Origin of the sequence: Streptomyces sp. NPDC017202, assembly GCF_044331705.1 — a bacterium.
Taxonomy (GTDB): domain Bacteria; phylum Actinomycetota; class Actinomycetes; order Streptomycetales; family Streptomycetaceae; genus Streptomyces.
The window spans coordinates 650,116-663,138 of record NZ_JBIRNP010000001.1 but is presented as its reverse complement, the minus strand read 5'-3'; the positions used below and the strand labels follow the sequence as shown (position 1 = coordinate 663,138).

9 protein-coding genes are annotated in these 13,023 nt (G+C 71.3%); 5 read left to right on the top strand and 4 right to left on the bottom strand.

Annotated features, from left to right (window positions below; all coding sequences use genetic code 11):
• The first annotated feature begins 388 nt into the window (after nucleotides 1-388).
• From ACH4N1_RS02760 to ACH4N1_RS02745, 4 genes are all read left to right on the top strand, one after another.
• Nucleotides 389-1,504 carry a DegT/DnrJ/EryC1/StrS family aminotransferase gene (locus ACH4N1_RS02760; RefSeq protein WP_398093992.1) on the top strand — a complete coding sequence of 372 codons (1,116 nt, stop codon included), beginning with the start codon at nucleotides 389-391 and terminating at the stop codon, nucleotides 1,502-1,504.
• Between the two features lie 38 nt (nucleotides 1,505-1,542).
• Nucleotides 1,543-2,520, top strand: coding sequence for a Gfo/Idh/MocA family protein (locus ACH4N1_RS02755; RefSeq protein WP_398094394.1), 978 nt, complete (start codon nucleotides 1,543-1,545; stop codon nucleotides 2,518-2,520).
• Nucleotides 2,521-2,630: 110 nt separating this feature from the next.
• Nucleotides 2,631-4,310 (top strand): glycosyltransferase family 2 protein, encoded by a 1,680-nt coding sequence (locus tag ACH4N1_RS02750; RefSeq protein ID WP_398093991.1) that lies wholly within the window; start codon nucleotides 2,631-2,633, stop codon nucleotides 4,308-4,310.
• Between the two features lie 9 nt (nucleotides 4,311-4,319).
• A complete protein-coding gene (locus ACH4N1_RS02745; RefSeq protein ID WP_398093989.1) occupies nucleotides 4,320-5,603 on the top strand; it encodes a nucleotide sugar dehydrogenase in 1,284 nt (427 codons plus the stop codon).
• 64 nt (nucleotides 5,604-5,667) lie between these two features.
• Here the strand turns inward: ACH4N1_RS02745 and ACH4N1_RS02740 are convergent, their stop codons facing one another.
• From ACH4N1_RS02740 to wecB, 4 genes are all read right to left on the bottom strand, one after another.
• Nucleotides 5,668-6,798 carry an acyltransferase family protein gene (locus ACH4N1_RS02740; protein WP_398093988.1) on the bottom strand — a complete coding sequence of 377 codons (1,131 nt, stop codon included), beginning with the start codon at nucleotides 6,796-6,798 and terminating at the stop codon, nucleotides 5,668-5,670.
• Between the two features lie 11 nt (nucleotides 6,799-6,809).
• Complete coding sequence (locus ACH4N1_RS02735; protein ID WP_398093987.1) at nucleotides 6,810-8,456, bottom strand: hypothetical protein; 1,647 nt, start codon at nucleotides 8,454-8,456, stop codon at nucleotides 6,810-6,812.
• Nucleotides 8,453-9,778, bottom strand: a complete 1,326-nt coding sequence (locus ACH4N1_RS02730; protein WP_363088357.1) for a glycosyltransferase — start codon at nucleotides 9,776-9,778, stop codon at nucleotides 8,453-8,455. The genes ACH4N1_RS02735 and ACH4N1_RS02730 overlap by 4 nt, the downstream gene beginning before the upstream one ends.
• A 148-nt stretch (nucleotides 9,779-9,926) precedes the next feature.
• Nucleotides 9,927-11,003 (bottom strand): non-hydrolyzing UDP-N-acetylglucosamine 2-epimerase, encoded by a 1,077-nt coding sequence (gene wecB, locus ACH4N1_RS02725; protein WP_398093985.1) that lies wholly within the window; start codon nucleotides 11,001-11,003, stop codon nucleotides 9,927-9,929.
• Nucleotides 11,004-11,346: 343 nt separating this feature from the next.
• On the opposite strand from wecB, the gene ACH4N1_RS02720 reads away from it, so the two are divergent.
• Nucleotides 11,347-12,936 carry a glycosyltransferase family 4 protein gene (locus ACH4N1_RS02720; RefSeq protein ID WP_398094393.1) on the top strand — a complete coding sequence of 530 codons (1,590 nt, stop codon included), beginning with the start codon at nucleotides 11,347-11,349 and terminating at the stop codon, nucleotides 12,934-12,936.
• Nucleotides 12,937-13,023 lie beyond the last annotated feature (87 nt).

The window sequence follows — 13,023 nt, the reverse complement described above, 5'->3', positions numbered from 1 at the left end:
CGCCGCCGCTCCTGCCGTGCCGCGCGCCCGGCGTTCATGTGCGGGTTAGCCTGTCTCTCGCTTGTGATGAAGTGGACCTCAAGAACAGGTTTCTCTGTGGTAACCCTGGGGAAAATCGCCGTCTCCGTGCTGGTAACGTGAACCGTGGTCTCGGTGCCGACAGTCATGCCCGCCGGGACCGCAGCCGACCAGCACCTCCGGCCCTCCGGCTCGGATACGGCTGTCTTCCCGCAAGGAACCCTCGGGGGGCGGGGTCCTGTGTACAAGCCGTTCGCCCGCCCACAGGCAGCGGTGAACACCCAGGGATGCGGCCGTGCTGATCTCGACGCGGCCCCTTCCCGACGAAGCACGACGCGCCTTTGAGGTCGCCGTAGAGGAGGGGATGTCGATGACCGACGCCCATGAGTTCATACCGGCCGCCAAGCCTGTGATCGGCGAGGACGAGATCGAGGCCGCGGTCCGCGTGCTGCGCAGCGGCCTGGTCGTCCAGGGGCCCGAGGTGGCCGCCTTCGAGGAGGAGTTCTCGGAGCTGGTCGACGGGCGCCACTGCGTCGCCGTCAACTCCGGCACCTCGGCGCTGCACCTGGCGCTGCTGGCCCTCGGCATCGGTCCGGGCGACGAGGTCGTCGTCCCCTCGTTCTCGTTCGCCGCCTCCGCCAACGCGGTGCGTCTGGTGGGCGCTGACGTGGTCTTCGCCGACATCGAGGCCGACACCTTCTGCCTGGACCCGGCCGCCCTCGAGGCCGCGATCACCCCGCGCACCGCCGCCGTCATGCCCGTCCACCTCTACGGCCACCCGGCCGCGATGGACCGCATCATGGCGATCGCGCAGGCGCACGGGCTCGCCGTCGTCGAGGACGCCTGCCAGGCCCACTCGGCCGCGCTGCACGGCACGCCGGTCGGCGCGTTCGGCTCCGCGGGCACCTTCAGCTTCTACCCGACCAAGAACATGCACAGCCTCGAGGGCGGCATGATCTCCACGGGTGACGCGGAGACCGCGCGGACCCTGCGCCTGCTGCGCAACCAGGGCATGGAGAAGCGGTACGCCAACGAGATCGTCGGCGCCAACGTGCGGATGACGGACGTGTCCGCCGCGATCGGCCGCGTGCAGCGCGCCAAGCTCGGCGGCTGGACCGAGCAGCGCATCGCCAACGCCGCCTACCTCACCGAGCACATCACCGCGCCGAACGTGGTGGCTCCGAAGGTCGCCGAGGGCGCGCGCCACGTGTACCACCAGTACACGGTGCGCATCCAGGGTGACCGCGAGGCCGCCATGGCCAAGCTGACCGAGGCCGGCATCGGCAACGCGGTCTACTACCCGACCCCGATCCACCGGCTCAAGCCGTACTGGGAGCCGGACCAGAAGGCGGGCCGTTCCTGGGACCTGCCGGAGACGGAGCGCGCGGCCGCCGAGGTCGTCTCGCTGCCCGTCCACCCCGCGCTGTCGGCGCAGGACCTGGAGCGCATCGTGACCGCCGTGAACGCGCTGGGAGAGCAGCTGTGACCAAGCCTCTGCGGGCCGGACTCGTCGGCCTGGGCTCGATGGGGCGTCACCACGCCCGCGTCCTGGCGGGCCTGGACGGCGTCGACTTCGTCGGCGTCGTCGACCCGATGGGCGACAAGTTCGGTGCCGCGCAGGGTGCGCCGGTCCTGAACACGGTCGAAGAACTGATCGCGCTCGGGGTGGACTACACGGTCGTGGCCTGCCCCACCCACCTGCACGAGGAGGTCGGTCTGGCGCTCGCCGGCGCCGGCGTCTGCGCGCTGATCGAGAAGCCGGTCGCCGACACCGTCGAGGGCGCCCGCCGGCTCGTCCAGGCCTTCGAGTCGCGCGGCCTGGTGGCCGGCGTGGGCCACATCGAGCGGTGCAACCCGGCACTGCGCTCGCTGCGCGCCCGCCTGGAGGCCGGCGAACTGGGCGACGTCTACCAGGTCGTCACCCGTCGCCAGGGGCCGTTCCCGCACCGCATCGCCGACGTCGGCGTGGTCAAGGACCTGGCCACGCACGACATCGACCTCACCGGCTGGGTGACGGGCCGTCAGTACGTGTCCATCGCCGCGCACACCGTCTCCAAGAGCGGCCGTGAGCACGAGGACATGGTCTCCGCGGTCGGCCGCCTGGACGACGGCACCATGGTCAACCACCTGGTCAACTGGCTGAGCCCGCTCAAGGAGCGGTTCACCTCGGTCACCGGCGAGCGCGGCTGCTTCATCGCCGACACCCTCACCGCCGACCTGACCTTCCACTCCAACGCCGCGGTGACCACCGAGTGGGAGGCCCTCCAGGCCTTCCGCGGCGTCTCCGAGGGCGACATGATCCGCTACGCCATCCCGAAGCGCGAGCCGCTGCAGGTGGAGCACGAGCTGTTCCGGGACGCGGTGCTCGGCGAGCCCGCCGACATCTGCACCCTGCGGCAGGGCATGCGTACCGTGGAGGTCGCGGCGGCGGTCCTGCGCTCCGCGACGGAGAACGCCAGTGTTTCCCTTCAGCCGGAGGACCTGGCGCTCCATGGCAGCTGAGCGTCACTCATCGGGGGAACGGTGTGTGCTCGGCGGGACTCCTATGTTCTGTGAGACCTTCCCCGCAGGACCCAGCCGACCACCGGCTGTCGGAGACCAGGAGCCGGAGAATGAGTACTGCGCCTGACGTCAGCGTCGTCGTCGCGGTCTACAACACCATGCCCTATCTGACGGAGTGCCTGAACTCGCTCCTGGGGCAGAGCATCGGGCGGGACCGGCTGGAGATCGTCGCCGTCGACGACGGCTCCACCGATGACAGCGGCCGCGAACTCGACCGGTTCGCGGCGCTGTACCCGGACACCGTCAAGGTGATCCACCAGCCGAACTCCGGTGGTCCTGCCGCGCCCAGCAACAGGGCACTGGAGGTGGCCACGGGCCGGTACGTGTACTTCATAGGCTCCGACGACTACCTCGGCGAGGAAGCCCTGGAGCGCATGGTGAAGTGCGCCGACCGCAACGACTCGGACGTCGTGGTCGGCAAGATGGTCGGCACCAACGGCCGGTACGTCCATCAGGCGCTGTACAAGGAGAACGACCCGGACATCAGCCTGTACGACTCCGCGCTGCCGTTCACTCTGGCCAACACCAAACTGTTCCGCCGGGACCTGGTGGAGAAGCACAAGCTGCGCTTCCCCGAACACCTTCCGGTCGGCAGCGACCAGCCGTTCACCATCGAGGCGTGCGTACGTGCCCGGAAGATCTCGGTGGTGGCCGACTACATCTGCTACTTCGCGGTCAAGCGGGGCGACGCCAGCAACATCACCTACCGCGCCGACCACCTGGCGCGGCTGCGGGCCACCGCGGAGATCATGGACTTCACCGCCGGGCTCATCGAGGCCGGTCCGAAGCGTGACGCCGTACTGCGCCGGCACTTCACCTGGGAGCTGGCCAAGCTCGTCCAGGACGACTTCCCCGGCCTGGACCGCGAGGTGCAGCGGCAGATCTGTGCGGGCATCGCGAGCCTCGCCGACGTCTACTTCACCGACGGCATCCGCGACGCGATGGACGTCAAGCGCCGGGTGCGCATCGCCCTGGCACAGGTGGGGGCGATCGACGAGCTCTGCGAGGCGATCACCTCCGAGCAGGACCGCCAGGTGTCGTTCCTCCTCGAGGGCGGCCGTGCCTTCGCCCGCTACCCGGGCTTCCGCGACCCGCTCATCGGCTTGTCCGACCGTACCTACGAGCTGCTCGGGGAGTCCGTCCCCGGTCCGCTGGCACAGGGCACCGAACTGCTCGGCAGCGGCTGGGAACAGCAGGGCGACGGGCTCGTCTACACCGCGTCCGTGCGGCTGCCCGTCGTCGGTGACGTCGGCGGCGCCGTACTGCGGCTCGCCAAGGGCGCCATGCCCAAGTCGGCGGACAAGCCGGGAGCACGCCGGCTGAAGGAGGGCCACAGCCTTCCGGCGCCGGTGGGTGAGATGACGACCGAGCCTGCCGAGAACGGCGCCGCGACCGTGTTGCGCGCCGCGGTCCCGCTGGAGCGGGTCACCGCCAAACGGGGGGTCCGGGTCTACCTGGACCTCGCGGGGCGGACGTACGAGATCCCCGTGCGCGGCAAGGGGCTGCCCATGCCGCTGGCCCGTCGGTGGGGCCGGGACGCGGATCCGTACCGTGCGTCGGCCCTGGTGAACGACAAGGGCCGTGTGGTGATCGACACGGCCCGGATGCACCCACCGAAGAGGGACTTGGCCCGCGAGGCGCTGCTGCGTTTCGCCCGGAGGCTGAAGTCCCGTGCCGTCGGCTTGAAGTCGATCGGTTCCAAGAAGCCGAACGGTTCCAGAAGGAAGTAGCCACCGTCCATGAACATCTGTGTAGTAGCGCTCGGCAAGATCGGTCTTCCGCTGGCCGTGCAGTTCGCGTCCAAGGGCCACCGGGTCATCGGCGCGGACGTCAACGAGAAGGTCGTCGAGCTGGTCAATGCCGGTGTCGAGCCCTTCCCGGGTGAGCACGACCTCGACGTCAAGCTGAAGCAGGCCGTCGACGCCGGGCTGCTGAGCGCGACGACGGACACCGCGTCCGCGGTCGCCGAGTCCGAGGCCGTCGTCGTGGTCGTGCCGCTGTTCGTCGACGCCGAGGGCGTGCCGGACTTCGGCTGGATGGACTCCGCGACCAAGGCGATCGCCAGGGGTCTGAAGCCGGGCACGCTCGTCTCGTACGAGACCACGCTGCCGGTCGGCACCACGCGCACCCGCTGGGCGCCGATGCTGGCCGAGGGCTCCGGCCTGACCGCCGGTGAGGACTTCCACCTGGTGTTCTCCCCGGAGCGCGTCCTGACCGGCCGAGTCTTCGCCGACCTGCGCCGCTACCCGAAGCTGGTCGGCGGCATCGACGAGGCGTCGACGGCCCGCGGTGTGGAGTTCTACGAGCAGGTTCTCGACTTCGACGAGCGTGCCGACCTGCCGCAGGCCAACGGCGTGTGGGACCTGGGCACCGCGGAGGCCTCCGAGCTGGCCAAGCTCGCCGAGACCACCTACCGGGACGTCAACATCGGCCTGGCGAACCAGTTCGCGCGCTTCGCCGACAGCAACGGCATCGACGTCAAGAAGGTCATCGAGGCCTGCAACTCGCAGCCGTACAGCCACATCCACCAGCCCGGCATCGCCGTCGGCGGTCACTGCATCCCGATCTACCCGCGGATGTACCTGTGGAACGACCCGGCGGCGACCGTCGTGCGTTCCGCGCGTGAGGCGAACGCCGCGATGCCGGAGTACGCCGTGGACCTGCTGGCCGCCGCCTACGGCGACCTGACCGGGGTGAACGTGCTCGTGCTGGGCGCCGCCTACCGCGGTGGCGTCAAGGAGACCGCGTTCTCGGGTGTGTTCCCGACCGTCGAGGCGCTGAAGGCGCGCGGCGCCGTCCCGTTCGTCTCGGACCCGATGTACACGGACGAGGAACTCACGGCGCACGGTCTCACCCCGCACGCGGGCGAGAAGGTCACCGCCGCGATCCTGCAGGCCGACCACGCCGAGTACCGCTCCCTGACCCCGGCCGACCTGCCGGACGTCACGGTCCTCGTCGACGGTCGCCGTACGACCGACCCGGAGGCCTGGAAGGGCGTCCGGCGGGTCGTCATCGGCGGCTGAGCAGCCCCGTCGCAGACGCCTTTGGCCCTGTCCCGTATCCGTACGGGACAGGGCCAAAGGCGTTTCAGCGGGCGGTCACCGGCGAGGTGGCCTCAGGGCGGCCGGGGCGGCGGACGCCGGGGCCGATCCGGCGCAGTCGGCGTTCGGCGGGGTGTTCCACCCAGTGGTGGGCGGCGGCCGCGGCGGCCTGGCTGGTCAGGAGGACGCCGGCCCAGAAGAGGAGGGTGGCGGCGCCGGGGGCGGGCTTGCCCCAGTGGAAGACGGCTGCGCGGATGACGATCTCGTGGAGGAGGTACCAGGCGAACGACCAGTGGCCGAGCCGGATCATCCAGGGTCCGCCCAGTCCGGTGCGGCGGCCGTCGAGGTCGGCCCGGGCGGCGGCGCAGATGAGGGCGGCGAAGACCGGTGCGGAGAGCCACTGGGAGGCCGTGTAGGGGCTGTACCAGAGGGCGTCGGGCACGGCGTGGTGCCAGGGGATCAGCGCGAGGTGCCAGGCGACGACGAGTCCGGCGGCCACGGGCAGGGACACGGGAGGACGCCAGCCGCGTTTCAGCGCGAGCCCCGCCACCACACCCAGCACGAACTGGAGCGAGCGGGTCAGCGGCAGGTAGTCCAGGGCCCAGCTGCGGGTGGTGGGTTCCAGGCCCGACAGGGCGGGCCACAGGACGAGGGCGGCACAGGTGACGGCGAGCGCGGTCCACGCCCAGGTCCTGGCGCGCCGGCCGGCCAGCAGGGCCAGGAGGGCGGGGAAGACGACGTAGAAGAAGGCTTCGTCGGTGAGTGACCAGGCGGCCGGGTTGCCGCCGGTGAACATGACCGGCTCGGGGAACCAGGCGTGCACCACGAGCAGGGTCGCGGCGACCGCCTTCAGCGACACGGCACGGTCCATGACGGCCCATACGGCGACCGACAGGGCGGTGCTGACGGCGAGGAGCGGCCAGATCCGGGCGAAACGGCGCCACAGGAAGACCTTGGAGGGCACCCGCGCGCCGTCATAGGTCCAGGCGAGCACGACACCGGACAGCACGAAGAAGAACGTCACGCCACTTCGGCCGTACCAGACCGCCTCGCTGAGCACCGGGACGGTGCCGACCTGCCGGGACAGGTGGTACAGGACGACGAGGAGCGCCGCCCAGAAGCGGAGCCCGGTCAGTGAGGGCAGCCGATCGCGACCGGGCGCCGGTATCGAGGTCACGGAGGGGTCCTTCAGCGGTCGGGGATCAGCAGCCGGTCGAACTCCGCGCGCACGACCGGCCAGTCCCAGGACTCCAGCGCGTGCGTGGACGCCGACCGCGCGGCCTTCCGCCAGCCCTCGGCGGTGGAGGTGACGTCGAGGATCCGGTCGGCGGCCTCCTGGGCCGAGCCCACGACCCAGTCGGCGGGGAACAGCGTGCGGGCGCCGTTGGCCTTGCCCGCGAAGAACGGCCAGTCCCGCCCCACCGGCACGGCCCCGCTCGCGGCACCCTCGACGAACCCGCAGTGGAAGCTCTCCCGCACGGAGGAGCTGAGGATCACACCGACCTCGGTCAGCGCGGCGGGCACGTCGTCCAGCTGCCCGAGCCGGCGCACGGCACCCGAGGGCTCCAGCTCGGCCACCTCACGGCGGTAGTGCCGGGCGTACGCGCGGGACGCGGCGCTGAGCTTGGCGTCCACGTCCTCACCGAGCAGGAACAGCCGGTAGCGGGAGTCCTGCGCGCGCAGGATCCGCAGCACCTCGATCGCCCACCGGGGGTCCTTGGCCACCGAGGAGATGCCGGTCAGACCGAGGGTGAAGCGGGCGTCGTCGGCCTTGGGGCGGACATGGGAGGCCAGGTCCATGGCGTTGGCGATGACGTGCGGCCGGGGCGCGTGGTCGCAGGACAGCTGCGGCACGGTCGCCACCGTCAGGTCCCGCAGATGGGCGCCGACGAACACCAGGTCGTCCACCCGCGAGAAGTCGACCAGATACGGCCACGGACTGAAGGTCTCGGCGCTGTGCAGGCGTACGACGATCCGGGTGGTGCCGGGGTCGACGGAGGTGATCAGCGCCGCGGGACCGACGCACCAGTCGACGAACACGGTGTCGGCCCAGTCCAGGTGCGGGCGCAGGAGTTCCTCGGCCCGTCGGCCGAACTCCTCGTCGCCGCCCAGGCGGTGGGCCGCGATCCGGTTCAGCGAGGTGGCCAGCTTGTCGAGTTCCGGCACGTCCCGCAGGTCCAGTGAGCGGACCTCGACATCGGGGTGGTTCTCGTAGTGATCCCGGATCGGGTGCAGGAAGTTGGTGTTGCCGCGGGTGACGAACAGCAGGCGCAGCGGCCGTTCCGTGGGGGCGGTGGGCGGGGTGGCACGGCCGGCCGCCCTCGTCAGCGCACGGACGGTCGTACTGGCGCGCAGGGGCGCGGTGTAGGCCCGCGGGTCGTCGGCGAGAGGCGAACTGGTGCGGTCGAAATGCAGCACCCGGTGGAAGGCGAGCTGAAGCGCCGTGACCGCGGAGGCGGCGGCCGCCCGGGCGTCTCCGTCGGCCCACCGGGCGTCGGCCCAGGCGAGTTCGGCGGAGACGGCGGCGGTCAGTGCGCGCGGGGCCCGGCCCCGCGCCAGTTCGACCCGCGCTGCCTCGCCGAGCAGGTCGGCCCGGTGGCGGGCACCGGTCGTACGGTGGGCCGCGGAACTGAGGGTGAGGACCGCGCCCTCGGGGCGGTTGACCTGGTCGAGGCCGCCGCCCACGCGGCGGGCGAGCCGGGAACGCACCGTGTCGGACAGCCCGGGCGCGGTCACCACGAGCCGCCATGCACGAGCCCCCGCACCCGTGCGCAGCACCCGCGGGTGCAGCGCCCCGCGGGCCACCGCGCGGATCCCCCGTCGGACCTTCGTCATGCTCCCGCGCCCCCGGCGAGGAGCGCGGGCCGCACGGCGCGGGAGAGCTGCTCGGCGGCCGGGGCCATCAGCAGGCCGCGGGTGAACCTGTTGGCGTGCGCACGGGCCTCGGCCCGCTGCTCGGGGGTGGCCTCCACCGCCATCCGGGCCGCCTTCACGAACGAGTCCGCGATGCCCTCCGCGTCCAGACCGACGGCGCCGGTCCACAGCGGGTGGCCCGCCAGCACGTGGGAGGCGTCGTGGTCCACCTCATGGCAGGAGACCACGGGCAGCCCCGAGGCCATGAACTCGTACACCTTGCCGGAGGTGACGAACCGGCCGCCGACCAGCATCAGGACGAGTGCGTCCCAGCGGCCGTAGGTCGCGGCGACCTCCGCCTTGGCCACCGGGCCGCCGAACAGCACCCCGTCGGCCTCGGCCTGCCGGATCAGCGTCATGTGGGCGTTGGCCTCACGGCTGGCGCCCGCGCCGATGTGACCGCGGATCTCGAACCGGGAGCGGGCCACCAGCGGGTCGCGCTCGCGCGCGGCACGCCAGCCGTCCAGGACGGTGGCCAGGAACGCGGGCTTGAAGTTCACGGAACCCAGGTAACCGAACGTCAGGCCCTGATCGGCGGCAGGCTCGCCGTGCACCTCCGGAACGCTGTCCGGGTCGAAGCCGTTGCGCACGACGTGGACCCGCTCGGCCAGCTCGGGATAGCGCTCCCGGTAGAAGTCCGCGATCGGGTCGTTGACGCACCAGATCGCGGTCGCGTCCGACAGGACGCGCTGCTCCCACTGACCGGCCTCCGAGTCCCGAGTGAAGGCCTCGCCGCCGCCGATGACGTCGATCGACCAGCCGTCCCGGAAGTCGATCGCGTACGGGACCTTGTGGGTGTCCCACAGCTTCCGGGCGGCGGCCAGGTTCACGTACGGGGCGCAGCTCGCCAGCAGCATGTCGGCCGGGAACTCGCGGTGGATGTCCAGGACACCCTGCTCCAGCGCCGACCGCCAGCCGCCGAACACCGGCTCCGGGAAGTGCTCCAGGTGCCGCTCCCGCTCCCGCTGCATCCAGCGGATCGGGTTCAGCGCCCGGTCCTCGGTGAACAGCCGGATGTCGGTCTCCAGGTCCTCACGGGCCAGCGGGAGTTCGACGATCCGTACCCGCGGGTCCACCGGGTCCGACAGCGTGTGGTCCAGGCCGTACTCCCGCTCCCAGGACTCCTCCGCGATGGTGAGGACGGTGACGTCCCAGCCGAGTTCGACGAACTTGTTGGCCGTCTCGCGCATCCGGTACGCACAGCTCTTCGCCGCCGGCGGGAATCCGATGGCGAGGTAGATCATGTGCGGCCGGACGCCGTCGGGACGCGGCCCCGTGGTCCTGGTGCCGGACGGGACCGCGCCCGGAGCCGGCGGGCTGAGGCGCTTGATCACGTTTCGCAAGGGGGTGCTCCGAGAGACTGATGGAACGGTGACGGGACGGGCGGCCGGATCAGCTCTCGACGATCGCCCGCACGGCGCGCACCGCGGCGTTCCCGTCACCGTACGGCGTGCCGCGCTCGGTGTCGGGAGCGGGGCGGGTGGCCAACTGCGTGAAGTCCGGCGTCTCGTGGGGGTTCGGCACGAGCACGTTCCAGCCGCCCTCGAGGGTCTCGACCCACTCGGTCTCCGGACGGATGGTGGTGCAGGCGCGCTCCAGCAGGAACGCCTCCTTCTGCAGACCGCCCGAGTCGGTGACGACGCCGGCGGAGCCGAGGACCGCGCCCACGAGGCCGGCGTAGGGGAGCGGACGGCCGACGTGCACCGAGCCCTGGTCCAGCTTCAGGCCGTGCTCCTCGGCGCGGGCCACCAGACGCGGGTGCGCCAGCAGCGCCACCGGCACGGGCAGCGCGGCCAGCGATCCGATGATGGCGGCGAGGCGCTCGGGGTCGTCGGTGTTGTCCGGCCGGTGCAGCGTCGCCACCAGGTACGGGGCGTCGGCGTCGATGCCCTCGGGCAGCGCCGGGCGCGGGTGCTCACCGGCGAGCACGGCGTCGCGGATGCGCAGGCAGACGTCCACCATGACGTCGCCGACGAGCGTGGAACGCCCGGCCAGGCCCTCGTTCGCGAGGTGGCGCATGGCCTCCTCGGTCGGGGCGAGCAGCAGGTCGGCGGCGTGGTCGGTGAGGACGCGGTTGTGCTCCTCGGGCATCCGCCGGTTGAAGGAGCGCAGGCCGGCTTCCAGGTGGGCGACGCGGTAGTGCAGCTTCACCGCCGAGAGCGCGCCGGCGACGGTCGAGTTCGTGTCGCCGTACACCAGCACCCAGTCGGGCTTCTCCGTCTCCAGTACCTTGTCCATCGCGGCGAGCACCGCGCCGGTCTGGGCGCCGTGGCCGCCCGAGCCGACACCCAGGTGGACGTCGGGGTCCGGGATGCCCAGGCCGGAGAAGAAGACATCGGACAGGTCCGCGTCGTAGTGCTGGCCGGTGTGCACGATGACGTGCTCGTGGGGCGTGTCGGCGAAAGCGGCCGCGATGGGGGCGAGCTTGACCAGCTGAGGGCGGGCCCCCACGACACTGATGACCTTCACGTGTACTGCTCCTGCCGAATAAGCGACTGACGACCGAACCCCGATCATACGGGCGTGTCGGCGATTGACCGCGCGTGCCCGGGGGCGGTAGCGGGCCAGGCGGAGGGGTGCGGCTCACTGACGGTATGCTTTGATGCGGGCCGGGTTATGTGGCCGTGCCGTCTGCGCGCAAGTGCGATGCACGAGACGCCCGCTTCGAACGGAACTGGTGTGCGAGCTCGATCCTCCGTGCGGGCTCCTGCAACGTGCCAGAAGCTTCAGATCACGAAAGGCACACGTATATATGGAGCTCGACAGCGCTGACGGGCAGCGCCGGCCCAAGGGATCCCGAGGCCGAATCGTGATGCTCGTGGACAACGGCGTCAGGAACGACTCCCGCGTCCAGAAGTCGGCCCGGTCCGCCGCGGAAGCGGGATGGGACGTGATCCTCTTCGGCATCTCGAACACCCGTGAGATCCAGTCCTGGAACATCGGCGACGCCGAGGTCCGGCTGGTACCGAAGCCGAGCCCGCTGTCGCACCGCAGGCAGGAGCTGAAGGGACTGCGCTACCGCAGCCCGCTCGCCTACCGCTCGTCCGACGTCGCCTCGTTCCGCAAGCAGCAGGTGAAGGCCTGGCGCGCCGACCTCCGCTTCCGCGCGGCCGCGGCCAAGGCCGACGGACCCGGCAAGCCGAGCGCCGGCGGTTCGCCCGCCCGCCTGGTGGTGCCCAAGGCCGCCGCCAAGGCCACCAGCAAGTGGGTCGGGCTGCGTTCCCGGGCCACGCGCCGCGCCAAGCGCAAGCGCACGAAGTTCGACACGCCGCTCGACAAGGCGATCATCAAGTTCTGGCAGGTCTCCATGGGAGAGCGCGCCTGGCGCAAGCTCCTGCCCTACCTGTGGGACTACGAACTCGCCTTCGCCAAGCACATCGACGAGCTCCAGCCCGACCTGATCCACGCCCACGACTTCCGCATGCTCGGCGTCGGCGCCCGTGCCGCCGTCCGGCTCCGGGCCGCCGGACACCCGGTCAAGCTGGTGTGGGACGCGCACGAGTTCGTCCCCGGCCTGCACTCCCACCACGAGCGCTGGCTCCCGGGCCACGTGGCCTGGGAGAAGGAGCACGCGGTGTTCTCCGACGCCGTGATCACCGTCTCCCCCTCGCTCGCCGAGCTGCTGGTCAAGGGCCACAAGCTCAAGGAGACGCCGTACGTCGTCCTCAACGCCCCGGTCATGCAGCCGGCGCCGGACGAGGTGGCCGACGTCGAGCCCACGCCGAACCTGCGCGAGCTGTGCGGGGTCGGCGAGGACACCCCGCTGCTGGCCTACTGCGGCGGCATCAACCCGGTGCGTGGCGTCGAGACCATGATCGAGGGTCTCGTCAAGATGCCCGACGTGCACGTCGCGCTGGTCTCGCTGCCGCCCTCGGGCAAGCCGTTCCCCGCCACCGCCAAGATCATCGAGCTGATCGAGGAGCTGGGCGTCGGCGACCGTGTCCACGTCCTGCCGTTCGTGCCGCACTGGCAGGTGCCCGAGTTCCTGTCCACGGCGGACGCGGCGGTCAGCCCGCTGCACCACCTGCCGAACCACGAACTGGCCCTGAGCAACAAGTTCTTCGAGTACTCCCAGGCCCGGCTCCCGCTGGTGGTCAGCGACATCAAGACCATGGCCGAGATGGTCGAGAGGACCGGCCAGGGCGAGGTCTTCAAGGCCCAGGACGTCGAGGACTACGTCCGCGCCGTCAAGGCCGTGCTCGCCAACCCGGACCGCTACCGCAAGGCCTACGAGGACCCGGAGCTGCTGCGCAAGTGGACCTGGGAGGCGCAGGCCGTCGTCCTGGACGAGATCTACAGCCGGCTGCTGCCCGGCACCGAGGCGCCGGCGGCGTCGAAGGACCGGCGCCGGCCGGTCCCGATGACGGAGCCGGAGGGCTCCGGGCACGAGAGCACCGTCTGACGGGACGGCTGTGACCGGCCCGTCGGCCCGGTGAGGAGCATCGGTGGGGCCCGCCCCCCGAACCTCCTCACCGGGCCGACGGGCCCA

Bases quoted from the DNA above. Each gene is read 5' to 3' on its own strand.
- ACH4N1_RS02760 (WP_398093992.1), top strand. From the start codon at position 389: ATGACCGACGCCCATGAGTTCATACCGGCCGCCAAGCCTGTGATCGGC.
- ACH4N1_RS02755 (WP_398094394.1), top strand. From the start codon at position 1,543: ATGGGGCGTCACCACGCCCGCGTCCTGGCGGGCCTGGACGGCGTCGAC.
- ACH4N1_RS02750 (WP_398093991.1), top strand. From the start codon at position 2,631: ATGAGTACTGCGCCTGACGTCAGCGTCGTCGTCGCGGTCTACAACACC.
- ACH4N1_RS02745 (WP_398093989.1), top strand. From the start codon at position 4,320: ATGAACATCTGTGTAGTAGCGCTCGGCAAGATCGGTCTTCCGCTGGCC.
- ACH4N1_RS02735 (WP_398093987.1), bottom strand. From the start codon at position 8,456: ATGACGAAGGTCCGACGGGGGATCCGCGCGGTGGCCCGCGGGGCGCTG.
- ACH4N1_RS02730 (WP_363088357.1), bottom strand. From the start codon at position 9,778: ATGATCTACCTCGCCATCGGATTCCCGCCGGCGGCGAAGAGCTGTGCG.
- ACH4N1_RS02720 (WP_398094393.1), top strand. From the start codon at position 11,347: ATGCTCGTGGACAACGGCGTCAGGAACGACTCCCGCGTCCAGAAGTCG.